Source organism: Nonomuraea sp. NPDC048916, assembly GCF_040649575.1.
GTDB lineage: Bacteria > Actinomycetota > Actinomycetes > Streptosporangiales > Streptosporangiaceae > Nonomuraea.
This window is the reverse complement of record NZ_JBEZFS010000037.1, coordinates 31,250-56,963: the sequence shown is the minus strand read 5'-3', so window position 1 is coordinate 56,963 and position 25,714 is coordinate 31,250. Positions and strand designations below refer to the sequence as shown.

26 protein-coding genes are annotated in these 25,714 nt (G+C 71.3%); 18 read left to right on the top strand and 8 right to left on the bottom strand.

All coding sequences use genetic code 11. The features are described from left to right. Positions 1-107 precede the first annotated feature (107 nt). From AB0C16_RS31525 to thpR, 3 genes are read left to right on the top strand one after another with little or no spacing between them, the layout of a single operon-like run. Positions 108-560, top strand: coding sequence for a MarR family transcriptional regulator (locus AB0C16_RS31525; protein WP_357688208.1), 453 nt, complete (start codon positions 108-110; stop codon positions 558-560). Positions 561-583: 23 nt separating this feature from the next. Continuing rightward, positions 584-1,807, top strand: coding sequence for an MFS transporter (locus AB0C16_RS31520; protein ID WP_357688206.1), 1,224 nt, complete (start codon positions 584-586; stop codon positions 1,805-1,807). 35 nt (positions 1,808-1,842) lie between these two features. Then, positions 1,843-2,400 carry an RNA 2',3'-cyclic phosphodiesterase gene (gene thpR / locus AB0C16_RS31515; RefSeq protein ID WP_357688204.1) on the top strand — a complete coding sequence of 186 codons (558 nt, stop codon included), beginning with the start codon at positions 1,843-1,845 and terminating at the stop codon, positions 2,398-2,400. 95 nt (positions 2,401-2,495) lie between these two features. Here thpR and AB0C16_RS31510 read toward each other — a convergent pair whose 3' ends face one another. Next, positions 2,496-3,464, bottom strand: a complete 969-nt coding sequence (locus AB0C16_RS31510) for an aldo/keto reductase (RefSeq protein WP_357688202.1) — start codon at positions 3,462-3,464, stop codon at positions 2,496-2,498. A gap of 50 nt (positions 3,465-3,514) precedes the next feature. Between AB0C16_RS31510 and AB0C16_RS31505 the strand changes: the two genes are divergently transcribed. Together AB0C16_RS31505 and AB0C16_RS31500 are read left to right on the top strand one after the other, a co-directional pair. Then, a complete protein-coding gene (locus AB0C16_RS31505) occupies positions 3,515-4,789 on the top strand; it encodes an MATE family efflux transporter (protein WP_357688200.1) in 1,275 nt (424 codons plus the stop codon). A 7-nt stretch (positions 4,790-4,796) separates the two neighbouring features. Beyond that, a complete protein-coding gene (locus tag AB0C16_RS31500; RefSeq protein ID WP_357688198.1) occupies positions 4,797-5,807 on the top strand; it encodes a hypothetical protein in 1,011 nt (336 codons plus the stop codon). A 135-nt stretch (positions 5,808-5,942) separates the two neighbouring features. Here AB0C16_RS31500 and AB0C16_RS31495 read toward each other — a convergent pair whose 3' ends face one another. Further along, positions 5,943-6,521, bottom strand: coding sequence for a TetR family transcriptional regulator (locus tag AB0C16_RS31495; protein ID WP_357688196.1), 579 nt, complete (start codon positions 6,519-6,521; stop codon positions 5,943-5,945). A gap of 376 nt (positions 6,522-6,897) precedes the next feature. On the opposite strand from AB0C16_RS31495, the gene AB0C16_RS31490 reads away from it, so the two are divergent. Together AB0C16_RS31490 and AB0C16_RS31485 are read left to right on the top strand one after the other, a co-directional pair. After that, positions 6,898-7,878 (top strand): VOC family protein, encoded by a 981-nt coding sequence (locus AB0C16_RS31490; RefSeq protein WP_357688194.1) that lies wholly within the window; start codon positions 6,898-6,900, stop codon positions 7,876-7,878. A 24-nt stretch (positions 7,879-7,902) separates the two neighbouring features. Continuing rightward, on the top strand, positions 7,903-8,073 hold the full coding sequence (locus AB0C16_RS31485; protein WP_357688192.1) for a hypothetical protein: 171 nt from the start codon (positions 7,903-7,905) through the stop codon (positions 8,071-8,073). 112 nt (positions 8,074-8,185) lie between these two features. Here the strand turns inward: AB0C16_RS31485 and AB0C16_RS31480 are convergent, their stop codons facing one another. Beyond that, positions 8,186-8,557: a hypothetical protein gene (locus AB0C16_RS31480; RefSeq protein WP_357688190.1), complete on the bottom strand. Its 372-nt coding sequence runs from the start codon at positions 8,555-8,557 to the stop codon at positions 8,186-8,188. A 201-nt stretch (positions 8,558-8,758) separates the two neighbouring features. Between AB0C16_RS31480 and lhgO the strand changes: the two genes are divergently transcribed. From lhgO to AB0C16_RS31450, 6 genes are all read left to right on the top strand, one after another. Further along, positions 8,759-9,943 carry an L-2-hydroxyglutarate oxidase gene (gene lhgO, locus AB0C16_RS31475; protein ID WP_357688246.1) on the top strand — a complete coding sequence of 395 codons (1,185 nt, stop codon included), beginning with the start codon at positions 8,759-8,761 and terminating at the stop codon, positions 9,941-9,943. 17 nt (positions 9,944-9,960) lie between these two features. Further along, positions 9,961-10,653 carry a response regulator transcription factor gene (locus AB0C16_RS31470; protein ID WP_357688188.1) on the top strand — a complete coding sequence of 231 codons (693 nt, stop codon included), beginning with the start codon at positions 9,961-9,963 and terminating at the stop codon, positions 10,651-10,653. Further along, complete coding sequence (locus AB0C16_RS31465; RefSeq protein WP_357688186.1) at positions 10,653-12,074, top strand: ATP-binding protein; 1,422 nt, start codon at positions 10,653-10,655, stop codon at positions 12,072-12,074. The genes AB0C16_RS31470 and AB0C16_RS31465 overlap by 1 nt, the downstream gene beginning before the upstream one ends. A 65-nt stretch (positions 12,075-12,139) precedes the next feature. Continuing rightward, on the top strand, positions 12,140-12,796 hold the full coding sequence (locus AB0C16_RS31460) for a response regulator transcription factor (RefSeq protein ID WP_357688244.1): 657 nt from the start codon (positions 12,140-12,142) through the stop codon (positions 12,794-12,796). A 59-nt stretch (positions 12,797-12,855) separates the two neighbouring features. Further along, a complete protein-coding gene (locus AB0C16_RS31455) occupies positions 12,856-14,814 on the top strand; it encodes an ABC transporter (protein WP_357688184.1) in 1,959 nt (652 codons plus the stop codon). After that, positions 14,811-16,646 (top strand): GTPase, encoded by a 1,836-nt coding sequence (locus tag AB0C16_RS31450; protein ID WP_357688183.1) that lies wholly within the window; start codon positions 14,811-14,813, stop codon positions 16,644-16,646. The genes AB0C16_RS31455 and AB0C16_RS31450 overlap by 4 nt, the downstream gene beginning before the upstream one ends. Positions 16,647-16,819: 173 nt before the next feature. Here the strand turns inward: AB0C16_RS31450 and AB0C16_RS31445 are convergent, their stop codons facing one another. Genes AB0C16_RS31445 through tdh form a run of 3 tightly spaced genes read right to left on the bottom strand, consistent with a single transcriptional unit; the run spans position 16,820 to position 20,299 of the window. Then, complete coding sequence (locus AB0C16_RS31445; RefSeq protein ID WP_357688181.1) at positions 16,820-17,908, bottom strand: LysR substrate-binding domain-containing protein; 1,089 nt, start codon at positions 17,906-17,908, stop codon at positions 16,820-16,822. A gap of 49 nt (positions 17,909-17,957) precedes the next feature. Beyond that, positions 17,958-19,127 (bottom strand): glycine C-acetyltransferase, encoded by a 1,170-nt coding sequence (locus AB0C16_RS31440; protein WP_357688179.1) that lies wholly within the window; start codon positions 19,125-19,127, stop codon positions 17,958-17,960. Next, a complete protein-coding gene (gene tdh, locus AB0C16_RS31435; protein ID WP_357688177.1) occupies positions 19,127-20,299 on the bottom strand; it encodes an L-threonine 3-dehydrogenase in 1,173 nt (390 codons plus the stop codon). The genes AB0C16_RS31440 and tdh overlap by 1 nt, the downstream gene beginning before the upstream one ends. A 172-nt stretch (positions 20,300-20,471) precedes the next feature. Here tdh and AB0C16_RS31430 point away from each other — a divergent pair, with 172 nt between their 5' ends. The 5 genes from AB0C16_RS31430 (at position 20,472) to AB0C16_RS31410 (ending at position 23,837) form a co-directional block, all read left to right on the top strand. Then, positions 20,472-21,641 (top strand): Gfo/Idh/MocA family oxidoreductase, encoded by a 1,170-nt coding sequence (locus AB0C16_RS31430; RefSeq protein ID WP_357688175.1) that lies wholly within the window; start codon positions 20,472-20,474, stop codon positions 21,639-21,641. Between the two features lie 68 nt (positions 21,642-21,709). Beyond that, the gene (locus tag AB0C16_RS31425) at positions 21,710-22,291 is read left to right on the top strand and encodes an RNA polymerase sigma factor (protein WP_357688173.1); all 582 of its coding nucleotides are present in this window, start codon (positions 21,710-21,712) and stop codon (positions 22,289-22,291) included. After that, complete coding sequence (locus tag AB0C16_RS31420; protein ID WP_357688171.1) at positions 22,288-22,872, top strand: hypothetical protein; 585 nt, start codon at positions 22,288-22,290, stop codon at positions 22,870-22,872. Before AB0C16_RS31425 ends, AB0C16_RS31420 begins: the two co-directional genes overlap by 4 nt. Before the next feature lie 192 nt (positions 22,873-23,064). Next, positions 23,065-23,319: a hypothetical protein gene (locus AB0C16_RS31415; protein ID WP_357688168.1), complete on the top strand. Its 255-nt coding sequence runs from the start codon at positions 23,065-23,067 to the stop codon at positions 23,317-23,319. Then, the gene (locus AB0C16_RS31410; protein ID WP_357688166.1) at positions 23,316-23,837 is read left to right on the top strand and encodes a hypothetical protein; all 522 of its coding nucleotides are present in this window, start codon (positions 23,316-23,318) and stop codon (positions 23,835-23,837) included. The genes AB0C16_RS31415 and AB0C16_RS31410 overlap by 4 nt, the downstream gene beginning before the upstream one ends. Before the next feature lie 305 nt (positions 23,838-24,142). Here the strand turns inward: AB0C16_RS31410 and AB0C16_RS31405 are convergent, their stop codons facing one another. Next, entirely contained in the window at positions 24,143-25,225 is a 1,083-nt protein-coding gene (locus AB0C16_RS31405; RefSeq protein WP_357688164.1) for an SPFH domain-containing protein, read from the bottom strand. 2 nt (positions 25,226-25,227) lie between these two features. Further along, positions 25,228-25,659: an NfeD family protein gene (locus AB0C16_RS31400; RefSeq protein WP_357688162.1), complete on the bottom strand. Its 432-nt coding sequence runs from the start codon at positions 25,657-25,659 to the stop codon at positions 25,228-25,230. Between the last annotated feature and the right edge of the window lie 55 nt (positions 25,660-25,714).

The following is a 25,714-nucleotide window of genomic DNA, read 5'->3' as shown; positions in this document are numbered from 1 at the left end:
GCCGCCCCCTCCCCGCCGGGGGGCGGCTCCGGGACACCGGGTGGCGGGCCGATAATGAGTTGGGGAAATATCCCGGTCTCCCGTATAGTTAGCAAAGGTAATGACTCATGCTAACCAAGAACCAGTCCCGAACGGACCTGCGCAGCGACGCGGGCCTGGCCTCAGCCCTACGCGTGTCAATGGCACGGCTCAACCGGCGGCTGAGGCGACAGGCGGCGGCGCACTCGCTGACGCCCACGCAGTTCGCGACGCTGGCCGCCGTCGAACGGCATTCCGCGATAACCCCCGGCGAATTGGCCGAGCTCGAAAAGGTGCAACCGCCCTCGATGACGCGCGTGATCGCCGCACTCGAGGCGCGTGGGCTGCTCTCCCGTTCACCGCACCCGACCGACCGGCGCCAGGTGACCGTGACCGTGACCGAAGAGGCCCAGAGGCTGCTGAAGGAGGAGCGACGCCGCAAGGAGGCGTGGCTGACCAGGCAGCTGAAGGAGCTGACGGCCGAGGAGAGGGCCATCCTCAGGCAGGCGGCGCCGATTCTGGAGAAGCTCAGCAGGATCTAGAGCCCGAAGAACCCAGGACCGGGATGTTCCGGTCGCTCCGAATTCGCAACTACCGCATGTTCGCCGCCGGTGGAGCCGTCTCCAACGTCGGCACCTGGCTCCAGCGCACGGCCCAGGACTGGCTCGTGCTGGAGCTCACCCACGGCAGCGCCGCGGCCCTGGGCACGGCGACCGCTCTGCAGTTCCTCCCCATGCTGCTGTTCGGCATGTTCGGCGGCGTGCTCGCCGATCGCTACCCCAAGCGGCCCATCCTCATCGGGGCGCAGTCGCTGATGGCCGTGCTCGCCCTGACCATAGGCGTGCTCACGATGACGGGCGCCGCCCAGGTCTGGCACGTGTACGTCATGGCGTTCACGCTCGGGCTCATCTCCTGCGTCGAGGTGCCCACCAGGCAGGCCTTCGTGGTCGAGATGGTCGGGCGCAAGGACCTGAGCAACGCGATCGCGCTCAACAGCTCGATCTTCAACCTGGCACGCGTGGTCGGCCCGGCGATCGCCGGTGTGCTGATCTACGCGCTCGGCGGCACCGGGCCGATCTTCCTGGTCAACGCGCTGACGTTCGCGGCCGTGATCTCCAGCCTGATCTTCATGCGGAAGTCCGAGCTCCACCCGGTCACCCCCGTGCCGAGGGCCAAGGGCCAGCTCCGCGAGGGGCTCAGGTACGTGCTCCGGCGCGAAGAGCTGCTCATGCCGATCCTGCTGGTCGCCTTCGTGTCGATGTTCTCCCAGGCGTTCTCGATGTCCATAGCGCTGATGGCCCGCGAGGTCTTCAGGGCGGGGGCGTCGTCGTTCGGGATGGCGTCGACCATGTTCGCGGTCGGCGCGCTGGGCGGCGCGCTCCTCGCCGCGCGCCGGGCCCGGCCGTCACGCCGGATGCTCGTCGCCGGTGCGATCGGGTTCGGGGTGTTCCAGATCGCGAGCGGGCTCGCCCCGTTCTACCCGGTCTACCTGCTGCTCCTGATCCCCACCGGCATCGCGCTCATCACGTTCAACACCAGCGCCAACGCGAGCGTCCAGCTCGCCACCTCGCCCGACATGCGCGGCCGGGTCATGGGCATCTTCATGCTGGTCTTCACCGGTGGCGCCCCGATCGGCGCCCCGCTGATCGGCTGGCTGTCCGAGCTGGGCGGTCCCAGGGCGGGCGTCATGCTCTCCGGGGTGCTCGTGGTCGCGGGCACCGGGCTGGCCGTGCTGCTCACCCGGCTGATCGGCGCCCGGGTGGCGAGGCCGAGGCTGGTGGCGGCCTGAGACGTCGGGTAATCGGTGGGGCACAATCGGTGGGCATGAGGCTCTTCGCGGCCGTGGTGCCGCCGGCCGGAGTGCTCGACGAGCTCGAGGGGGCGATCGCCCCCTACGTCGGGCAGGTGCAGGGGCTGCGCTGGCCCGACCGCGCCACCTGGCACATCACGCTGGCGTTTTTTGGCGAGGTGCCCGAACACGTGCTCCCCGGGCTCCAGGTGCGCCTGGCGCGGGCCGTACGTCGTTACGACGCCCTGGACCTGGCCTTCAGCGGGTTCGGGGCGTTCTCGTCGGCGCGGCGGGCCAGGGTGTTCTGGGCCGGGCTGTCCGGTGACTCGATGCGACGGCTGGCCGACTCGGTCAGGGCGGCAGGCCGCCGGGCGGGCGCCACGGAGACCGACGAGAAGCGCTTCCACGCGCACCTGACGCTGGCCCGGGCCAAGTCCGAGACGGACCTCCGCCCGCTGGTCGAGTCGCTGTCCGGGTTCAGCGGCTCGCCGTGGCGGGCGGAAGGCGTCCATCTCGTGCGCAGCCACGCGGGGCCGTCGGTGAGGTACGAGTCACTGGCCGAATGGGCGCTGGCACCGTCGAGGCAGGGCTAGGCTCCAGATCGTGGACCGTCCTCGCCGCTGGCTGCTGCCCCTCGTGCTCGGCCTCCTCCTGCTGATCGTGGTCGTCGGCGCCGTGCTGGCCTGAGCTACCAGGCGTAGTCCTCCGGCGCCGTGCGGTGGCCCGGGAAGATCTCGTCCAGCCGTGCCAGCGCCTTGTCGTCCAGCGTGATCTCCAGGGTCCGCATGGTGCCTTCGAGCTGCTCCAGTGTGCGGGGCCCGATGATCGGGGCGGTCACCGCGGGCCGCGTCAGCAGCCAGGCGAGCCCCACGTGCGCGGGGTCCTCGCCGAGGTCGTCGCAGAACCTCTCGTACTGCTCGATCTTGTCGCGGTGCTTCGCCAGCTGCGTGACCATGAGGTCGGTCGCCGACCGGCCCTTGTCGGTCTTGCGGAGCACGCCGCCCAGCAGGCCGCCGGCCAGCGGGCTCCACGGGATCACCCCGAGGCCGTAGTCCTCACAGGCCGGCAGCACCTCCAGCTCGACCGCCCTGGTCAGCAGGTTGTAGTGCGACTGCTCGCTGACCAGGCCGAACGTGTTGCGCCTGGCCGCCGTCTCCTGGGCCTTGGCCACGTGCCAGCCCGCGAAGTTGGACGAGCCGACGTAGAGGATCTTGCCCTGCTGGCGCAGGACCTCCATGGCCTCCCAGAACTCGTCGAACGAGGTGTTCCGGTCGATGTGGTGTGCCTGGTAGATGTCGATGTAGTCGGTCTGCATGCGCCTGAGTGAGGCGTCGCACGCGCGGCGGATGTTCAGCGCCGACAGCCGGTCGTCGTTGGGCCAGTCGCCCATCGAGCCGTAGAGCTTGGTCGCGATGACCGTCTTCTCCCGGCGACCTCCCCCTTGGGCGAACCAGTTGCCGAGGATCCGCTCGGTGACCCCCTCGCCCTTTTTCCAGCCGTACACGTTGGCGGTGTCGAAGAAGTTGATGCCCAGTTCGTGAGCCCGGTCCATGATCGCGAAGGAGTCTTCCTCGCTGGTCTGCGGGCCGAAGTTCATGGTGCCGAGGCAGAGTGGACTGACCTGGAGCCCACTGCGTCCGAGGTTCACGTAATCCATACGTCTCACCCTAGATACCTGGAGCGCACTCCAGGCCATAGGCTCCTGCGGTGGCCTCCAGCATCCTTCGCGCGGCGGTGCCCCTGCTCCTGTCGATGGTCACCGGCATGATCGGCACCCTGGTGGTCACCTCGGTCCTGGGCCGGCACGCCACCATCACCCTGGCCGCCTTCGCGGTCATGACCGCGGTGCTCAACCCCGCCTCCGCCGCCGTCGTGGGCGCGCTACGCGGGCTCGCGCCGTTCGTCGCGCCGCACCGCGACGACCCCGCGGCGGCCGTGCCGATCCTGCGCGACGCCCGCTGGCTGACCTTCCTCGTCGGTACGGCAGGCGCGCTCGCGGTGCTCGCGGTGCCGGCGCTGGCCCGGGCCGCGGGCGTGCCCCGCGACGTGGTCGGCGAGCTCGGCCTGCTGCCCGGCCTGCTCGCCCTCTACCTGCTCGTCCTCGCCTCCGGGGGCGGCGCCACCACCGTCCTCGTGGCGCTCGGCCGGAGCCGCCAGGTGCTCTGGTCGAGCCTGGCGGGCACGGCCGCGATGATCGGCTGCACGGTGGCCCTGGTGCCGCCGCTCGGTCTCACCGGTGCGGGGATCGCGTGGCTCGCCTCCGGAGTCGCGGCCGTGGTGGTCGCCAACCTGTGCCTGGGCCGTGCGCTCGGCGTACGTGTCGGGCAGGGCCGGCCCCGCATCCCCGAGATCGCCGGGCTGGCCCGGGTGAGCGTCCCGCTGGCGGCGACGGTGCTGATCAAGTTCAGCGGACTCGGCGTCGTCACCTTCGCGGCGAGCACCACCACCACCCGCGACGTCGCCGCCCACGCGGTGCTCGGCACCCTCGCCGGCCTCATCATGCTCGTCTCGCTCGCGGTGGCCCAGGCGTCGGTGCCCGAGGTGGCCCGCGCCCAGGACACCGCCGGAGCGAGGCGGGTCAACCGGTCGGCCGCGCTGCTCGCCGTCACCGGCACGGCCGTGGCCGCGCTCGTGCTGCTGGTGCTCGGCGATCCGCTGCTGGCCGTGTTCAGCGACGATCCGGGCGTGCGCGACCGGGCGGTGGCGCTGCTGCCGCTCGTGCTGGTCGCCGCGGCGGCCGACGGGGCGCAGGCGGTGCAGGGTCTCGGGCTGACCGCGCTCAAGAGGTCCGGGGCGAGCCTCGGCTACTTCGCCGCCGGCTACGGGCTGCTGGTCGTGGCCGCCGTGCCGGTGGCGTCCGCCTGGGGCATCACCGGGCTGTGGACGGCCGTGGCTGTCACCAACGTGGTCCTCGTCGTGTTCCAGGGCGCCGGCTTCCACCGCCACAGCGCCCGGATCGGCCGGGTCGCGGTTGCGGCATGATGGCGGCGTGGGGGACGTACTGATCCGAGCGCTCGCCGTGGCCGCCGTGACCTGTGCCGTGACGGCGGGTCCGGCCTTCGCCGACGACGCCCGGGAGAAGCTGTTCACGTTCAAGGACGCGCGGATCACCGAGTCCAGCGGCCTGGCCGTGTCGCCCACGCACGACGGCGTCTACTACACCCACAACGACAGCGCGGCGGCGCCGGTCTTCTACGCGGTCGACGCCAACGGCCGGACGAAGGCGACGTTCCACCTGCGTGGGGCCGAGGCGCGCGACTGGGAGGCGATGGCCGCCACCAAGGACGCCTCGACCGGGCGGGGCGTGCTCTGGTTCGCCGATATCGGCGACAACCTCGACGGCGCCTGGCCCGACATCTCCGTCTACAAGGTGACGGAGCCGCGGACCCTGCGCGACGCCACGCTCCCCGCCGTGCGCTACCGCTTCCGCTACGAGGACGGCGCCCGCAACGCCGAAGGTCTCATGGTCCACCCCCGGACCGGACGCCTCTACGTGGTGTCCAAGGAGTTCGCGGGGTCGGTCTACGCGGCGCCCAAGCGGCTGCGCGCCGACCGGCCGAACATCCTGCGCCGGGTCGCCGCCGCGCCGATCATGGCCACCGACGCCGCCTACGCGCCCGACGGCTCGTCGTACGTCGTCCGCACCTACTTCTCCGCCACCCTCTACAAGCCCTCCGGCGAGTCGATCGCCAAGGTGCCGATGCCGGAGCTGGCGCAGGCCGAGTCGATCGCCTACACGGCCGACGGCAGGTCGTTGCTCACCGGGTCGGAGGGGAAGTCGAGCCCGGTCTACCGGGTGCCCATCCCGGAGCGGGCCCTCCCGCCGGCTTCCCGGCCGTCGCCCTCCGCGACGTCACCCCGGCCCGAGGCCGCCGCCGAGTCGTCGCGGCCCGCCGCCTCGGAGCGTGAGGGGCTGACCGTGCGTGACGTGCTCGTCTGGTTCGCCGCCGCCGTGGGCGCCATCGGTGTGATCGCCTTCATCGCCCGCCGCACGCGCTGAGGTCGTCGGTGGCGTCGCGCGCCGCCCGTGAGCTGGAGCGCGCCTCGGAGGCGGCGTGCTGGGGCAGGTTGCGGCCCGCCCGTCGTCGGCAGCTCGGCAGCTTGGCTGGTCGCGGGCGGGGAAAGCGTCAGCGGCCTATAGGCTCAGGCCGGACTCCAAGTGCGCCAGTGCCCTGTCGACCTCGGCGGGCCCGTCCATGCGCGCGTTCTGCGCCCACTCCAGCCAGACCATGGCCACGACCCCGAAGACCGCGCCGATGGTGTCCCGTATCCGCGGGTCGTCCGCATCGCATCCGGCTTTGTCCGCCACGATCTCGCGGACCTCACGGAGCAAACCGGGACTCTTACGCAGGCTGGCCACCAGCAGCTCAGGCACGGTGGCTGCGAACACCTCCCGCGCGTGCCCCGCGGCGATCTCTTCGGCGGACAGGGCGGCGAACGCCGTGCGGAACGCGCCGCGCAGCACGGTGACCGGTGCGCCCGGCGGCTGAGAGGCCAGGGCCTCGACGAGAGGCGGGAAACGATCGAGCGTGACCAGATGCTCCTTCGTCGGAAAGTAGCGGAAGAAGGTGGCGGGGGAGACCTCGGCGGCCTCGGCGATCTGCTCGACAGTGGTGGCGTTGTAGCCGCGTTCGCGGAAGAGGCGGAACGCTTCGCGCAGGATCGCCTCCCTGGTCCTGGCCTTCTTGCGTTCGCGCAGCCCGCTGTCACTCATGCCTCAAACTTTACCGCACCCACAAATGCTGGTTTACTCACAATCAAGAGTCGTCTTTCAAATTTTTGCGGGAGAAGCTTTGACGGTTGCGTTCGCAAGAGCGTCTTCGCGGGACCTGGCCGGGGACGGGGCGCAGTTCCTGGCAACGATGTGGGCCGCGTTCGTCCAGTGACTGGACAGCCCTGCTATGGATCGCCGGGGCGTAGCGGTGACGGAAGCGGTCCTGGCCCTCATCGTCGTGCCCCGCCGCGTCATCCCCCTCTCAATCGGGGCGCCGGCGAAGCCCCGCCATGACCTCATCGGCGGATGCCCGTTCACGGGGCCGCCTGCACACGACATCTGAGCGCTTCACCTATGACAACGGAGGCGGCCCGTTATGGGCGACGACATCAACGGCCTGCATCATGTGGGGCACCTCGTGCGGGACATGGACCAGGCGATGGAGCGGTATCGCCGGCTGGGCTTCACGGTGTCGGCACCTGCCTATCCCGTTCTTCCACGCGTGGCGGGAGGCCCTGTCGAGCCGTTCGGGGTGGCCAACGCCCACGTGTACTTTCCCGGCAGCTTCGTCGAGCTGGTGGGCGTCATCGACGAGACCCGCCGCGTGCCCGGCGAAGCCCGCCCGATCCCGCTCCAGGTGCCCGACGACAAGCTGCCGGGGCTGGTGGCCGCCATCCGCGCCACGGCCGCAAACATCACGTCCTTTCTCCGGCGTTTCCAGGGGCTCCACATCATGATCGCCAATACACCGGACATTGACAGCGTCGCCGCGCGGCTGACGGCCGGCGGCGTCGGCCACGGCGGTGTGCACGCCATCCAGCGGCCCGTTGAGACCAGCACAGGGACCAGGATGGAGCCCGCTCGCTACCTTGAGATCTCCGATCCCGATTTGCCTCTGGGGCGCGTGCCGGAAGGCAGGATCGGGTTCGCCGAGAACACGCCGGTCGAGGCGCTTGAGGACCAGCGGCACACCGACCATCCCAATGGTGCGACCGGTCTGGTCGGATGCGTGCTGTGCGTCGCCGACTCGATGTTGCCCGAGCTGGAGCGGCGCTACGGTACCTACTTTGGCCGGGCGCGGGACGGCCAGGTGGCGCCGGGCGCGGGCGCGGCGCGCTTCGACCGGGCGAACGTCACCGTCGTGTCCGCATCGGCGCTCGCCGACCTGCTGCCCGGTGAGCGTCCGGCGGCCCTGCCGGCGTTCGTCGCCTACACGGTGTCGGTACGCGACATCGCCGCCACCGAGCGGCTCCTGCGCGACAACGACATCCCGGTCACCCGAACCGGTCCCGGAGAGATGGTCGTGCCCGGCCACGCCGCCCTGGGCGCCGCGATCATCTTTCGCCAGGACGACTGAGGCAACCTCCGCACGACGAGGCTCATGACGATCCTCCGGGGAGGCTGTCGCGTAGAGTCGTCAGCGGGATGCCGAGTCGTCGCGATCCGCCGCCTCGGAGCGTGGGGGCTGACCGTGCGTGACATGCTCGTCTGGCTCGCCGCCGCCGTGGGCGCCATCGGTGTGATCGCCTTCATCGCCCGCCGCACACGCTGAGGTCATCGGTGGCGTCGCGCGCCGCCTACCCGCGGTCGTCCGATGCCCTGGACGGTGTCGCGCGCCGGTTGCTCCATGAGCGCTTGGTGCGGCGCCGGCGGTGTCGCGCGTGTCAGGGGCGGCGCATGGTGGCGGTGAAGAGGTCGCCGCGCAGGGCGCGTTCGACCACCTCGATCGAGCGCGACAGGCGGACCAGTCGCGGCCCCTCCTCGCGGTAGGCGTCGAGGACGGCCTCGATGGCGTGGGGCGGCAGGTGGCCCTTGAGGTCGACGGCGGCGCCCCGGTAGCCGGCGCGGGCCGCCTCGACCGCGGAGTTGACGTGGTGGCTCGCCATCCTGGCCAGCGCGATCGGGTGCCGCCTGAGCACCTCGTAGGCTCGGTAGTCGGGCGGCACGGCGTCGAGCAGCCAGGCCACGGCGGACGTCTCCCAGTCGGGGACGCTCGGCGGGCGGACCTCGGCGGGCCACTCTGGCGGAACGTACATGAGGCTATCGTACTCACGTTCGAGTCGCCTGCCAGGACGTGGTGCTTGATGGCTGGGCCAAGAGAGCGCTAGCTTGACTGGCATGCGCGTCCTCGTGACGGGCCGGGCCCGCCCAGTGGATGACACCGTTTCGGATACATTGCGGTGGCTCGTGGCGGAAGGGCATCTGAAACCGCGCGAAATCGGCAGACTAGCGCCGTGATGGAGAAGATCGGAGTCGTCGGGGCGGGCATCGTCGGGCTGGCCGTCGCTCGCGAGCTGGCCACCAGGGGCGCCGAGGTGACCGTGCTGGAGAAGGAGCACCGGGTCGCCGCGCACCAGACCGGGCACAACAGCGGTGTCGTGCACGCGGGCATCTACTACCCGCCGGGCTCGCTCAAGGCCAGGCTGTGCCGCGAGGGCGTGGCCCTGCTCAAGGAATACTGCGCCCGGCACGCCCTGCCGTACGAGGAGGTCGGCAAGCTGGTCGTGGCGAGCACCGGCGCGGAGCGGCCGCTGCTGCGCGCGCTGGCCGAGCGGGCCCGGGCCAACGGCGTGCCGGGCATCGCCGAGCTCGACGGGCTCGGGCTGCGCGAGATCGAGCCGCACGCCGTCGGCGTCGGCGCGATCCACTCCCCGCACACCGCGATCGCCGACTTCCCCGCCATCGCGCGCAGGCTCGCGCTCGACGTGGCCGAGCTGGGCGGTTCCGTACGGCTCGCGCACCCGGTCAAGGCGATCAGGGAGAGCGCCCGGGGTGTCCAGGTGCTGGCGGCCCGGCGGCGCTTTACCTTCGACCGGCTGGTGGTCTGCGCCGGGCTCGGCACCGACGCGGTGGCCGCCATGGCGGGTCGGCCGGGGGAGGTCAGGATCGTGCCGTTCCGGGGCGAGTACTACGCGCTCGCCGGAGCGGCCCGCGATCTGGTGCGTGGCCTGATCTACCCGGTGCCCGACCCGCGTTACCCGTTCCTGGGCGTGCACCTGACCCGGCGCGTCGACGGCGAGGTCCTGGTCGGGCCGAACGCCGTGCTGGCGCTCGCCTACGAGGGATACACCTGGCGCAATGTCCGCAACGTGCGGCAGATCGCCGGATGGCCGGGCACCCTCCGGATGGCCCGCCACCACTGGCGCACCGGCGTCAAGGAGGTCTACGGGTCGCTGGCCAAGCGCTCCTTCCTCAAGGCGGCCCGCCGCTACGTGCCCGAGCTCGGCGCCGATGACCTGCGGCGGACCGAGGGAGGGGTGCGCGCCCAGGCCGTGGCGCGCGACGGCGCCCTGGTCGACGACTTCGCCGTGGACGTGCATGGCAGGGTCGTGCTCGTCCGCAACGCCCCCTCGCCGGCGGCCACGTCGAGCTTGGCCATTGCGCGGCACATCAGCGGAATTGTCCCAGCACTCGTCCGATGAGGGCATCCTTGGGTGTGATGGACGCACGTTTGCTGATCGTCGAGGACGACCCCAACATCCTCGAACTCCTCGCCGCGAGCCTGAGGTTCGCGGGTTTCGACGTGACCACGGCCAAGAACGGCCTGGACGCCGTCGCCTGCGTGCAACGGCACCGGCCGGACCTCGTCGTCCTCGATGTCATGCTGCCCGATCTGGATGGGTTCGAGATCGTACGGCGGATCCGCGGCGGCGGCATGCACACCCCCGTGGTCTTCCTGACCGCCCGCGACGAGACCGAGGACAAGATCCGTGGGCTGACCATCGGCGGCGACGACTATGTGACCAAGCCGTTCAGCCTGGAAGAGGTGGTCGCCCGGATCCAGGCGGTGCTCCGCCGCACCTGCGGTGACACGCCGGGGCCGCCGCCCAGGCTGACCTTCGCCGACATCGAACTCGACGAGGAGAGCCACGAAGTGTGGCGCGGCGGCCACGCGGTCGCGCTCTCGCCCACCGAGTTCAAGCTGCTGCGCTACTTCATGACCAACGCGGGACGGGTGCTGTCCAAGCCGCAGATCCTCGACCACGTGTGGGACTACGACTTCCGGGGCGAGGTGGGCATCGTGGAGTCGTACGTCTCGGTGCTCCGCCGCAAGATCGACAATCGGTCCCCGAGGCTCATCCACACCCTGCGCGGTGTTGGCTACGTCCTTCGCCTGCCGCCGGGTCCCTGATGTCCGGGTTGCCGCTCAGGATCAAGCTGATCGCCGCGATGCTGGCCCTGCTGGGTCTCGGGCTGACGTTCATCGGGCTGGTCAGCGTCTCGGTCCTGCACGGCTACCTGATGGACCGGGTGGACAGCCAGGTGCACCTGGTCTCGGTGCGGATGCAGAAGAAGCTGGAGTACGACTTCCAGCGGCGGGAGAAGGGCAAGAAGGTGGGCGACAAGCCGTTGCTCATCGAGTCCGACACGATCGTGCTGGTCAGAGATCCCGCCGGGACGCTGACGCCGCTGCAGATCGACCGCGACGTCGACATCAAGCCCAAGCCGGTGCTGTCGCCGGCGCCGGGGCCGACCATCTACACCGCCCCCGCCGTCGTGGGCAACGGCGAATGGCGGGTGCTGGAGACCGCGACCCCGCACGCCACGTTCGTCGTCGCCGTGGACCTGGCCGAGGTCACCGAGATCATCCGGCGCCTCGGCCTCATCGAACTGCTCGGCGGCAGCGGCATCCTGCTCATCCTCGCCGTCATGGGCGTGACGATCGTCCGGCGGAGCATGCGCCCCCTGTCGGAGATCGAGCACACGGCCGAGGCCATCGCCGGGGGCCAGCTGGGCCGCCGGGTGCCCGACGGCGACCCCCGTACCGAGGTGGGGCGCCTGGCCCGGTCGCTCAACGGGATGCTCGCGCAGATCGAGACGGCGTTCGCGGCCCGCTCGGCGTCCGAGGCGGCGGCCCGCCGCTCCGAGGACCGGATGCGCCAGTTCGTCGGCGACGCCTCGCACGAGCTGCGCACCCCGCTGACCTCGATCCGCGGCTTCGCCGAGTACGCCAGGCAGAACCCGGGCGCGGACCCCGTCGAGCTGATGCAGCGCGTGGAGAAGGCCGCCGGGCGGATGAGCCTGCTCGTGGACGACCTGCTGCTGCTCGCCCGCGTCGACCAGCAGCGGCCGCTGAGCATGCGGCCCGTCGACATGCTGGCCCTGGCCGCCGACGCCGTACAGGAGGCCCGGATCCTGGCGCCCGAACGGACGATCGGCCTCGACGTCGTGGGCGGCGCCGCCCTGATCGTCTCCGGCGACGAGGTACGGCTGCGCCAGGTCATCAGCAACCTCATGACCAACGCCCTCATCCACACCGACAAGGACAGCCCGATCACCATCCGCGTCGGCGCGGGGGCCGGCACGGTGTTCCTCGAGGTGGCCGACAAGGGGCCCGGCCTCACCCCCGAGCAGGCCGAGAAGGTCTTCGAACGGTTCTACCGGGCCGACCTGGCCAGGTCACGCCGCCGCTCGGGCGAGGACAGGGGCAGCGGGCTCGGGCTGGCCATCGTGCAGGCGCTGGTGCGGGCCCACGGCGGGACCGTGACGCTGGACAGCTCCCCGGGCGTCGGCTCCACCTTCCGGGTCGAACTCCCACTCGCCTTGGAGTGAGCCTTCAGCTATTCCTCAGCTCGCTGGGTCACGCTAGGTAGGTGACTAAACCCGAGGCGCTGATCATGGTGGTGGACGACGAGCCCAGCATCAGGGATCTGCTCTCCGCCAGCCTGCGCTTCTCCGGGTTCGAGGTGCTGACGGCCGCCGACGGCTACGAGGCCGTGGAAGTGGCCGAGCGCACCTCGCCCGACCTGGTGGTGCTCGACGTGATGCTGCCCGATCTCGACGGGTTCGAGGTGGCCAGGCGCATCACCGCGCCCGTGCTCTTCCTGACCGCCCGCGACGCCACCGAGGACAAGATCGCCGGGCTCGGCGTGGGCGACGACTACGTGACCAAGCCGTTCAGCCTGGAAGAGGTGCAGGCCCGGATCCGGGCCGTCCTGCGCCGCACCAGGGGCGAGAGCACGCCCGCCAGCCGCCTGAAGGTCGCCGACCTGGAGCTCGACGAGAACGCCCGCGAGGTGTGGCGGGGCGGCCGGCCGGTCCGGCTGTCGCCGACCGAGTACAAACTGCTGCACTACTTCATGTCCAACGCCGGCCGGGTGCTGTCCAAGGCGCAGATCCTCGACCACGTGTGGAACTACGACTTCGGCGGCGACGCGGGCGTGGTCGAGTCCTATGTCTCCTACCTGCGGCGCAAGGTCGACGACGTGGAGCCGCGGCTCATCCACACGCTGCGCAGCGTCGGTTACGTGCTGAGAGAGCCGCCGGCGGGCTAGGCGCGAAACGCCGCCACCTGCGGTGGCCGCTGAACGCGGACCACCGTAGCGTGGTCCGTATGGATCTGCTGGGCGCGCTGGAAGGGCTACGTCGCCGGCTCGACGGCGGGCTGTTCCCGCTGGAGATCGGCGAGGCCGCGGTTGACCGGCGCGCGCTCCGGGAGCTGACCGGGCAGCTCGACGACTACCTGCTGCCCCGGCTGCGCGCGATCGACGCGCCGCTGCTGGCCGTCGTCGGCGGCTCCACCGGCGCGGGCAAGTCCACGCTGGTCAACTCGCTGGTCGGGGCCGATGTGGCCGAGCCCGGCGTGCTGCGGCCCACCACGCTGGTGCCCACGCTCGTGGTCAGCCCGGCCGACCACGACTGGTTCATGGGGCCGAACGTGCTGCCCGGCCTCTCGCGCGCCACCGGCTCCGCGGCCGGGGCGCTGCGGGTGGTGACGTCCGACGCGCTCGGCGCGGGGCTGGCACTGCTCGACGCGCCCGACATCGACTCGGTGGTGACCGCCAACCGCGAGCTGGCCGCTCAGCTGCTCGCCGCCGCCGACCTGTGGCTGTTCGTCACGACCGCCGCCCGCTACGCCGACGAGGTGCCGTGGAGCTTCCTGCGCTCGGCCCGCGAGCGGAGCACCGCGCTCGCCGTGGTGCTCGACCGGGCGCCGCCGGAGGCCGTCGAGCCGGTCACCCGCGACCTCGAACGCCTGCTCGTCGAGAACGGGCTCGACGGCACCCGGCTGTTCACCGTGCCGGAGGCGGTGCTGCCCTCGGAGCGGGCGCGGTTGCCCGCCGAGCTGGTCGAGCCGATCGTCGCGTGGCTGACCGGGCTGGCCGCCGACGCCGCCGAGCGGTCCCGGGTCGTCCGCCAGACGCTCTCCGGCGCGCTCGACAGCCTGGCCGCGCGGGTGCCGCCGCTGGCCGCGGCCGTCTCCCGCCAGCGGGCCGGCTTCGACGGGCTGCGCTCGATCGTGGCGGGCGCCTACGCGGGCGGGATGGCCGACTTCGACGAGGGCATGCGCGACGGGTCGCTGCTGCGCGGCGAGGTGCTGGCCCGCTGGCAGGACTTCATCGGCACCGGCGACCTCATGCGGTCGCTGGAGAGCCGCGTCGGCTGGCTGCGTGACCGGATCGTCGGGTTCTTCACCGGGCGGGCGCCCGCCGTGGAGCTGCGTGACGCGCTGGAGAGCGGGGTCGAGTCGCTGATCAGGGGCGCGGCCGACGCCGCCGCCGAGCGCTCTCTGGACGGCTGGTCGGCCGCTCCCGGCGGGCCCGGCATGATCGAGCGCATCGGCGCCGTGGAGGCCGCCCGGCTCGGCCGCGCCTCTTCCGATCTGGCCAAGCGGGCCGAGGCGGCGGTGCGCGGCTGGCAGGAGTTCGTCCTCGATCTCGTACGCCTGGAGGGCTCCGAGAGGCGCACCACGGCCAGGATCGCCTCGTTCGGGGTCAACGGGGCCGGGTTGCTGCTGATGCTGGCCGTGTTCGCCTCGACCGGCGGGCTGACCGGGATCGAGGTGGGCATCGCCGGCGGCACCAGCGTGCTGTCGCAGAAGCTGCTGGAGGCGGTCTTCGGTGACCAGGCCGTGCGCACGCTGACGGTGCGGGCGCGGGAGGACCTGCGGGACCGGGTGCAGGGGCTGCTCGACGAGGAGGCCGCGCGCTACACGGCGCTGCTGGAGGCCATCGAGCCGCCCGAGGGCACGGCCGACGCCCTGCTGGCCGCGGCCGGGTCGGTGCGCGAGCACAGCGGCGACCTGCCCGCCGCACCCGCCCGGCCCGGTCCGCCGGTGTCTCCCGGTCCGCCGGTGGCACCTGATCCGCCGGTGTCCCCCGATCCATCGGCGTCGCCTGGTCCTGGGGCGGCGGGTTCGGGGTCCTCGGGGGCTGAGTCGCTTGGTCCTGAGTCACTGGAGCCTGGGGCGGTGCGTCCTGAGTCTCCTGGGTCGCCTGGTCCTGGGGCGGCGGGTTCGGGTGGGTCGCCTGGTTCTGGGGCGGCGGGTTCGCCTGGTTCGGAGGGGTCGTGAAGTTGCTGCGCCGGAAGGAGGGGCCGTCGCTGGACTCCCGGTTGTCGGCCCTGCTGGAGGCCGCCGAGCTGGGGGAGGGACGGCTGCCCGAGGAGGCGGTGTCGGGGGCGCGGGCGGTGGCCGAACGGGCTGGTGCTCGGCGTGACCTGTCGGTGGCCCACACAGTGGTCGCGCTGGCCGGGGCCACCGGAAGCGGGAAGTCGTCGCTGTTCAACGCCCTGGCCGGGGAGGAGGTGGCGGCCGTGGATGTCACCAGGCCCACGACCTCCTCGGCCCAGGCGGTGCTGTGGGACGGGACGGGAGCGGGTCCGCTCCTCGACTGGCTGGACATCTTCGAACGCCACACCGCCGCGGCCTCCCGTACCGGCTCGGAGGCTGCCGATTCCGACGACTTGTCCGGACTTATCCTGCTAGATCTTCCCGACCACGATTCCATCCGGCTCTCCCACCGGCTGGAGGTCGACCGCCTGGTGGAGCTGGTCGACCTGCTCGTGTGGGTGGTGGATCCGCAGAAGTACGCCGACGCCGCGCTGCACGAGCGCTACCTGCGCCCGCTGGCCAGGCACCGCGACGTGATGGTGGTGGTGCTCAACCAGATCGACCGGCTGCCGCCGAACGCGGTCCGGCGCTGTCTCGACGACCTGCGCCGCCTTCTCGACGAGGACGGCCTGTCCGGCGTCCCGGTGCTGGCCGCCTCCGCCCGGACGGGTGCGGGCGTCGACGAGCTCCACGCGCTGCTGGACGAGCGGGTCGCCGAACGCGTGTCCTGGGCCGCTCGCTTGTCGGCGGACGTGACCACCGCCGCTGACCTGCTCACCGGCGCGGCCACGAGCGCGGCCACCCGTGCCGTCACCAGCGCCGTCACCAGCGCCGTCACCAGCGCCGTCACCAGCGCCGTCACCAGCGCCGTCACCAGTGGCGCCACGGGTGCGGCCACGAGCGCCGCCGCCGGCCCGCCGGTGGCGGGGCCCCAGCCGGGGATGCTGGCCGCGGGCCGCGACATCGCCGTTTCCGGCGAGCCCGCCGCGCTGCCCGCCGTCACCGGTGACGTCTCGGCGGGACGAGGTCTCACGAAGGCGCTGGCCGGGGCCGCCGGGGTGCCGCTCGTGGTGGCGGCCGTGGCCAAAGGACACCGCCATCGGGCCGTCGTGGCCACCGGCTGGCCGGTCACCCGGTGGATGCGCAGGTTCAGGCCCGACCCGCTGCGCCGGCTGCGCATCGGCACCGGCTCCGCCCGCGGCGCCGATCCCGAGATCGTCGGGCGCACGTCCGTTCCGGCCGCCGGCACCGTACAGAGGGCACAGGTCGACTCCGCCATCAGGGACGTCGGCGACGCCGCGGCGGCCGGGCTGCCGGAGCGGTGGGCGGCGGCGGTGCGGCGGGCGGCCCGCGCGCGGTCGGCGGAGCTGGCCGACGCCGTGGACCGGGCCGTGGCCACGACCTCGCTGCGGGCCACCAGGAGGCCGCGCTGGTGGAAGGCGGTGGGCGTGTTGCAGTGGCTGGTGTTCGCGACCATGGCCGCGGGCGCGCTCTGGCTGGGAGTGCTGTTCGGGATGGACTACCTGCGCCTGCCCCAGCCGCCCTTGCCGACGCTGGGCGAGGTGCCCTGGCCGACCGTGCTGCTCGCCGGTGGGGCGCTGGCCGGGGTGGTGATCGCGCTGCTGTCGCGACTGGCCGCCTGGGCGGGCGGGCGTCGCCGTGCTCGCCGTACGGCCAAGGCCCTGCGTGCGGCGATCCACGAGGTGAGCGACGAGTACGTGCTGCGACCCGTGGAGGAGGAGCTCGGCAGGTACACCAGGTTTCGCGAGGCCGTCGCGCTGGCCCGCGCCTGAGAGCGAGGGTCAGGACGGTCGCAGCCGGGCGAAGGCGTGGCCGATCGGGGTCGCCCGATCGCCGTCGCCGGGGTCCGATGGCCTGTTCAGCGGGGAGTCAGGACGGTCGCAGCCGAGTGAAGGCGTGGCAGACGGGGTCGCCTGATCGTCGTTGCCCGGGTCCGACGGCCTGTTCAGTCGCCGCCGAGCGGGCCGGCGACGGTGAGAAGGGCGTCGAGGAGAGGGCGCAGGAGGGGGTGGGAGTCGGCTCCGCGCCGGATGGCCGCGAACACCCGGCGCTCAGGGCCGGGAGCGGGGCGTACGACCACCCCCGAGAGCGCCATGTCACGTAGCGCGAGCCGTGGCACGAGGGCCACCCCCGCGCCCGCGCCGACCAGCGCCACCACGGCACGGAAGTCGTCGGAGCAGTGCGCGAACCGGGGCGTGAAGCCCGCCCGCTCGCACGCGAACGCGATCACGTCGTGCACGGGATTGCCCGGATACGGCCCGATCCACGTCTCGTCGCCAAGGCTGCCCAGCGAGATCGACGCCGGCTGCCCGCCGGCACCGGCCGGGGCGGACGGCGATGGCGTGATCGGCCCGCTGGTGTCGGCCAGGATGTGGTGCCGGGGTGCGGGCGGTCCGCTGGTGGTCGCCAGGGTGTGGTGCTGGGGTGCGGGCGGTCCGCTGGTGGTCGCCAGGGTGTGGTGCTGGGGTGCGGGCGGTCCGCTGGTGGTCGCCAGGGTGTGGTCGTGGGGGAGGACCAGGTCGAAGGGCTCGGCGTACAGGGGGAGGAGGGACAGGCGGCGGTCGGCGGCGTCGGGGGCACCGCGGTATTCGACCGCGATCGTGAGATCGGCCTCGCCGTCCAGGAGCATGGTCAGGCCGTGGTCGCCCTCGGCGTCGCGTACGCGGATCTGGAGGCCGGGCGCCTGCCCGCGCAGCCGGGCGATCGCGGGGGAGAGGACGGCGCTGATCGCGGTGGCGAAGCAGGCCACCGTCACCTCGCCCGCCGCGCCCGTGGTGTAGGCGGCGACCTCGGCCTGGGCGCGTTCGAGCTGGGCGAGCACCTCGTTCGCGTGGCGGATCATGATGCGGCCGACTGCGGTGAGGTGCACGCCGCGCCCGTCGCGGGTGAGCAGCCGGTGGCCCACCTCGTGTTCGAGCGCGGCCAGTTGCTGGGACACGGCCGACGGGGTCAGGTGGAGGGTGGCGGCCGCGGCGGTGACCGTGCCGTGGTCGGCCACCGCGCGCAGCGTGCGCAGGCGCCGCGTGTCTATCACGCAGCGAGGATACAGAGCGCCGGGCGCCCGGCCGTCGCGGGCCGGGTGGTCAGCCGCGGGCCTGGACGAACGCCTCCACGGCGCGGTCGACGTCGTCGGTGGTGTGCGCGGCCGACAGCTGGACCCGGATCCGGGCCTGGCCGTGCGGCACCACCGGGTAGGAGAAGCCGATCACATAGATGCCCAGGTCGAGCAGGCGCTCGGCCATCGCGCCGGCCGCGGCGGCGTCGCCGATCATCACCGGGACGATCGGGTGGTCGCCGGGCAGGATGTCGAACCCGGCCCGCGTCATCCTGTCGCGGAACCTCGCGGTGTTGGCGCGCAGCCGCTCGCGGGCCTCGCTGGACGTCTCCAGCAGGTCGAGGATGCGCAGCGAGGCGGAGGCGATGACGGGGGCGAGGGAGTTGGAGAACAGATAGGGGCGGGAACGCTGGCGCAGCAGCTCGCAGATCTCCTTGCGGGCCGATACGTAGCCGCCGCTGGCCCCGCCGAGCGCCTTGCCGAGCGTGCCGGTGATGATGTCGACCCGGTCGGTGACGCCGTGCAGCTCGGGGGTGCCGCGGCCGGTGGGGCCGACGAAGCCGACGGCGTGCGAGTCGTCGACCATGACCATCGCGTCGTAGCGGTCGGCCAGGTCGCAGATCTCCCCGAGCGGCGCGAGGTAGCCGTCCATGGAGAAGACGCCGTCGGTGACGATGAGTTTCCGGCGCGCGTCGGACGCCTCCTTCAGCCGCGCCTCCAGCTCGGCCATGTCGCGGTTGGCGTAGCGCAGCCGCCGCGCCTTCGACAACCGGATGCCGTCGATGATGCTCGCGTGGTTGAGCGCGTCGGAGATGACCGCGTCCTGCTCGTCGAGCAGGGTCTCGAAGACGCCGCCGTTGGCGTCGAAGCACGAGCTGTAGAGGACGGTGTCCTCCATGCCGAGGAACTCCGACAGCCGGGCCTCGAGCTCCTTGTGCACCTCCTGGGTGCCGCAGATGAAGCGGACCGAGGCCATGCCGAAGCCCCAGCGGTCGAGCGCCTGCTTGGCGGCCTCGATCACGGCCGGATGGTCGGCCAGGCCGAGGTAGTTGTTGGCGCAGAAGTTGAGCACCTCGCGCCCGGCCACGCTCACCGACGCGCTCTGCGGGGTGGTGATCACCCTTTCGGGCTTGAGCAGCCCGGCCTCGGTGATCTCGTCGAGCGTCGTACGCAGTTGCTCGCGCACGTTCGTGAACATCAAGCGCTCCTGTTCAAGGTCGTGGCCGCTTCGGCCTTCGCTGGCTCGTTTGTCGCTCTCTCCGGCCGAGCTCCTCCGCTCGTGTTCATGGTCGTGGCCGCTTCGGCCTTCGCTGGCTCGTTTGTCGCTCTCTCCGGCCGAGCTCCTCCGCTCCAGTCCAGGATGACCTTGCCGGTGCGGCCGCTCGCGGCCGTGTCGAAGGCGGCGTCGAAGTCGTGGTAGGGGAACCGGTCGGTGATCACCGGCGTCAGGTCAAGCCCCTTCTCCAGCAGGACCGACATGTTGTACCAGGTCTCGTACATCTCGCGGCCGTAGACGCCCTTGATGGTGATCATCGAGGTGACGATCGTGGCCCAGTCGACCGCGAACTCCTCGGCGGGCAGCCCGAGCATGGCGATCTTCCCGCCGTGCGTCATGCTCGCGATCATGTCGCGCATCGCCTGCGGGTTGCCCGACATCTCCAGTCCCACGTCGAAGCCCTCGCGCATGCCCAGCCGGCGCATGCCGTCGGCGATCGAGGTCTGGCCGACGTTGAGCGCGAGGGCGACGCCCAGCTTCCCGGCCAGGTCGAGGCGTTCGGGGCTGACGTCGGTGATCACGACGTTGCGCGCGCCCACGTGGGTGGCCACCGCCGCCGCCATCAGCCCGATCGGGCCCGCACCGGTGATCAGCACGTCCTCGCCGACCAGCGGGAACGACAGCGCGGTGTGCACGGCGTTGCCGAACGGGTCGAAGATGGCCGCCACGTCGGGGTCGACGGGGGAGCGGTGCACCCACACGTTGGAGGCGGGCAGCGTGACGTACTCGGCGAACGCGCCGTCACGGTGGACGCCGAGGCCCACGGTGTTGCGGCACAGGTGGCGCCGCCCGGCCATGCAGTTGCGGCACTTGCCGCAGACGAGGTGACCCTCGCCGCTGACCAGGTCGCCGACCGAGATGTCCTCCACGCCGGGCGCGACCTCGACCACCTCGCCGCTGAACTCGTGTCCGACGATGAGGGGAAGTTTCAGAGTTTGCCGAGCCCAGTCGTCAAATTTCCGTATATGCAGGTCAGTGCCGCATATGCCGGTACGTAGCACCTTGATCAGCACCTCGCCCGGCCCCAGCACCGGCTCCGGCACGTCGACCAGCCAGAGACCGGTTTCGGCCCTCTCCTTGACCAGCGCTTTCATGGCTCAATCTCCCCCTCATCCGAACCTTACGCACTGTGCCCGGTTCGCAGCGGGCATGTCCATCGAGGGATTCTTAAATGCCCCCACAGCTCCGCTTCACGCCGCAGGCCGGGTGCCAGGGTGCCCGTGACACAGGACTAGATTGCTGCCGTACCACGAGGAGAGGACGTCAGTGGAAGACCTGCGCATCGGAGTCATCGGCCTCGGCCTGCGCGCCAACCTCGCCCTGGCCGCGCACCGGCCGGGAAGGGGGTCGGTCGTGGCCGCCCTGTGCGACTCCGATCCGGCGGTGCTCAAGAGCCAGGCCGAACGCTTCGACGCGGAGTTCCTGACCGAGGACCACCGCCGGCTGCTCGGCCGCGATGATCTCGACGCGGTCGTCGTGATGACGCCCGACGACACGCACGAGCGCATCGCGATCGACTGCCTCCGGGCCGGAAAGGCCCTCTACCTGGAGAAACCCCTCGCCATCACCGTGGAGGGCTGCGACAACATCCTGCGCGAGGCGCGGCGCACCGGCACCCGCCTGTACGTCGGGCACAACATGCGCCACATGGGCGTGGTCCGGCTGATGCGCGACATCATCCGGCGCGGCGACATCGGCGAGCCGAAGACCGTCTGGGTGCGCCACTTCGTGTCCTACGGCGGCGACTACTACTTCAAGGACTGGCACGCCGACCGCAGCCGCACCACGGGCCTGCTCCTGCAGAAGGCCGCGCACGATCTCGACGTGATCCACTGGCTGGCCGGAGGCTACACCACCCGGGTCAACGCCCTCGGCGACCTCGTGCTCCACGGCGACCTGCCCCGCCGCCCACCGGGCACGCCGCGCCCCGAGGGGTGGCTGAGGGAGTTCGAGTGGCCGCCGACCAGCCGCACCGACCTCAACGACGTCGTCGACGTCGAGGACGTGTCGGTGATGAACATGCGCCTGGACAACGGCGTCATCGCGGCCTACCAGCAGTGCCACTTCTCTCCCGACTACGTGCGCAACTACACGGTGATCGGCACCGAGGGCCGGCTGGAGAACTTCGGCGACAGGCCGGGCGACACCGTCAAGGTGTGGAACACCGGGCCGTCCGCCTACCGGGACGACGCCGACATCACCTACCGGGTGCCCGACGCCGTCGGATCGCACGGCGGCGCGGACACGGCGATCATGGCGGAGTTCTGCCGGTTCGTCAGGGAGGGCGGGGTCACCGACACCTCCCCGGTGGCGGCCCGGATGAGCGTGGCGGCGGGCTACATGGCCACGATGTCGCTGCGCGACGGCGGCATGCCGTACGACATCCCGCCCGTCGACCCGGAGCTCGCCGCGTACTTCGACCGCGGCCAGCGCTGACCGGCCCCCCACGGATCGTGCGGGAACCGGATGGCGCGAGTGGACAGTAGCTCTATGTGGACATGTCGATGCGTGCCCAGATACGTGACGGGAACCCGGCGGCCTTCGAGGAGCTCTTCGACGACTACGCGAAGGCCGTCTACAACCATGCCTTCCGCCTGACCGGCAACTGGTCGGCGGCCGAGGACGTGATGGCGCTGACCTTCCTGGAGGCGTGGCGCTTACGCGGCCGGATCGACCCCGAGGGCGGGTCGATCCGGCCGTGGCTGCTCGGCATAGCCACCAACGTGGCCCGCAACGCCCGCCGGGCCTCGCGCCGCCACGACGACGCGCTGGCCAGGCTGCCCAGGGGCGAGGTGGTGCCCGACTTCGCCGACGAGGTCGTGGACCGCATCGAGGACGCCGGGCGGCTGGCCGCCGTCCGCGACGCCTACGGATCGCTGCGCCGCCAGGAACAGGACGTGTTCGCACTCTGCGTGTGGGCCGGGCTCGACTACGCGGAGGCCGCCGAGGCGCTCGGCATCCCGGTGGGCACGGTACGGTCCCGGCTGTCACGAGCCCGCAGAAAACTCGCGAAACATGCGGAACCACCACCCCGAACTCGACAGGTAGCAGGTGACCGAGGCCCCGCGAAGGAGGAGATCCGATGAACTGGCCGGCCGAGCGCGATCTTCCCGAGGGCCGTCACCGACTGCTCAAGGAGTTCGTGATGACCGAGATCGACAAGAAGCAGCCGAAGCGCGGATGGCTGCGTCCTCTTGTGCTGGCTCCCGCCCTGGTGGGGGCGGCAGCGGTGGCGGTCGCCGTGCCGCTGCTCTTCGGCGGCGCCCCCGCCTACGCCGTCACCGACAACCCCGACGGCACCATCCAGGTCCAGATCAACGAGGTCAGGAACCCGGAGGCGCTGGAGGTCACGCTCCGGGAGCACGGGGCCAACGTGGTCGTCGACTACGTCCCCCAGGGCAAGAAGTGCGGTCCCGAGCCCCGCAGTGAGCGTTTCCTGTCGAAGGAGGAGGCGCCGCTGACCGTCTTCCCGCCGCCGGAGCCCGGCGAGCCGGGCTTCACCATCGACCCGAGCGTCATCAAGGAGGGACAGACGGGGGTGCTCGAGTTCACCGTCATCGAGGTCGAGGGGGCCGGCACGGTCGCCGGCGTCTGGGCGCGCGTCGCGGACGGGCCGGTGGCCGACTGCGAGCTGTTCGACACCACGGACGCGCCGCTGTCCCACTGATCGTTCGCGGCGGGCCGTCCCGGGCTCACGGGGGCGGCGGCCATGCCGACGGAGGCGCCCGTCGCACATCGCGTGCGACGGGCGCCTTGTCGCGTATGCCATCGCTTTACGTAGTCGCGACGCGACTTTTAGTAGGGGCTCCAGGGGTGGAAAGGCCGTTCTAACTGTGCAACACTGTTGCACAGTTAGAACATGGTCGGTCGAGGTAGACACCAGAACAACGAGATCAACGCGGTGCTCAAGGCCATCCGCAAGATCAATAGTGCGATCTCCGTCGAGGAAGATCACAACGGACACCGCTGGGGGTGGATCACGTGCGCGTGCAAAGACAAACCCATGGTTATCACCTGTACGCCTCGCAACCCCGGCAGTCATGCCAAGCAGATCCGACAATGGGCGACCCGGCACAGCGAGTGCATGAGCGACGAGCAAGAGGAGACCTCATGACCATCTGGGACTTCCGGGTCATGCTCAACCGTGAGCCCGACGCTGATGAGTACAACCAGCTCGTCGAGGCGGGCATGGACGACTGTGCCCTGGTCGGAGGCTCTCAGCCCTACTTCATGTGTGATCGCGAGTCCGACAGCCTTCTGGAGGCCGTCGCGTCCGTCCTCATCCAGATCAGAGAGGTCAGGGGATTGTGGGCGGTCAGCGTGGCCCATGATGACGCGGTCACGCTGGGGGACGCGGCTCGGCGGCATGGGGGGCGTACGCAGGCGAGCCTGCGGCAACTCGCCAGCGGGCAGCGCGGTCCGGGCGGCTTTCCGGAGCCGCTCATCGAGGCCGACAACGTCAGCGTCTACTCGTGGGCCGAGATCTCCGAATGGTTGCGCACCAAGATGGGTGACGACATCCCTCGCGGCAACCGCGACATCGCCCTCGCCGACGCGGCGGTCAAGCTCGCCTGCCGGGCCAGAGCCATGCACCAGGAACCTCTGGTCCGCCGCCTGGTCGAAGTGGCCTGACAGCCCTGCGGGCCGATCGGTCCGGCGGTCCGGCCAGTCCGGCCAGTCCGGCCGATCCGATCGGTCCGATCGGTCCGATCGGCCCGGACCGGCCTGGTCCTGACGGCCAGCCGACCGGCCACCGGCCACCGGCCACCGGCCACCGGCCACCGGCCACCGGGCTCTACGAGACGGGCCGCCGCACCTGCCTGCGGCCCGGCGAGTCGTGGGGAACGGGCAGCGGCCCGCCGGGTCGTACGGGCGGGCCGGACAGGCCAAGGTGCCCGTCGCGTGGTTGCGGCGGGCACCTGGGCGGGATGGGGCGGTCAGTGTTCCCGGTGTTCCTGACGTTCGCGGTCGAGGTCCGGGAAGGCGGCGGCGGGCTCGTCGACGGCCTGGGTCAGTTGGCGAGGGCCGCTCGGAGAGGTGGCGTCCTGGGCGTCGGCCACGGCCTCGGCGGCCGCCTCCGAAGCCTTGACGACCTCTTCCTCCTCCATGGCCGACGACACCGGCGCCTCGCGGGTGGCGGCGGACTTGGGCAGGACTTCGGTGAACGCCTTGGACACGCCCTGCAGGGCCGAGGTGACCTCGCTGGGGATGACCCAGAACGTGTTGCCCTCGCCCTGCGCGAGCTGCGGCAGCACCTGGAGATACTGGTAGGCGAGCAGCTTGGGGTCGGGGTCGTTGCGGTGGACGGCCTGGAAGACCTGGTCGATGGCCCGTGACTGGCCTTCGGCTTCGAGGATCGCGGCGGTGCGCTGGCCCTCGGCCCGCAGGATGCGGCTCTGCTTGTCACCTTCGGCCGTGAGGATCTGCGACTGGCGGGCGCCTTCGGCGTTGAGGATCGCGGCCCGCTTGTCGCGTTCGGCCCGCATCTGCTTCTCCATGGCGTCCTTGATGGTCTTGGGCGGGTCGATCGCCTTGACCTCGACGCGGTTGACGCGGATGCCCCACTTGCCGGTGGCCTCGTCGAGCACGCCGCGCAGCTGGCTGTTGATGGTGTCGCGGGAGGTGAGGGTCTTCTCCAGGTCCATCGAGCCGATCACGTTACGCATCGTGGTGACGGTGAGCTGCTCGATCGCCTGGATGTAGTTGGCGATCTCGTAGGCCGCCGCCCGCGGGTCGGTGACCTGGAAGTAGAGGACATTGTCGATCTCGACGACCAGGTTGTCCTCGGTGATGACCGGCTGCGGGCGGAAGGTCACGACCTGCTCGCGGAGGTCGATCATGGGGTAGACGCGGTCGACGTAGGGGATGACGAAGTTAAGGCCGGGCTTGAGCGTGCGATGGTAGCGGCCGAGGCGCTCGACGTTGCGAGCTCGGGCCTGGGGCACGATCCGCACCGCCTTGAGCACCGTGAACGCCGCGAACAAGATGATGAGAATCCCGACTACCAACAGCGGATCCATGATCACTCCCGGGGATATACGAGGGCGGTCGCGCCCTCGATCTCGATGACGTCGACGGTCGCCCCTGCGGGGATCACCAGGGTCTCGTCATAGGCGCGGGCCGACCATTCCTCGCCCCCGATGCGGACCCTGCCCTCGCGCCCGGTGACCTCGGCCACCACGTAGGCGGGCTTGCCGACGAGTGCTTCCACGCCGAAGCGTTTCAACTGTGGCTGGCGGACGTGACGTGTGGCGATCGGCCGGATCACGACGAGCCCGGCCGCTGAAGACAGGACGAAGACGAGCAGTTGCAGGGGAACCGGCAGGCCGATGGCCGCGGTGGCCGCGGTGAGCAGGGCGGCGGCGCCGAGCAGTCCGAGCGCCATCGTGACGGTGAAGATCTCCGCCACCCCGAGGACTACCGCGAGGATTATCCAGATGATCCATTCATCCATGCTCCGGCCCTCCTAATAGGACAACGGGCCTTTGTCCGTGATTGGTTCCCCTTCC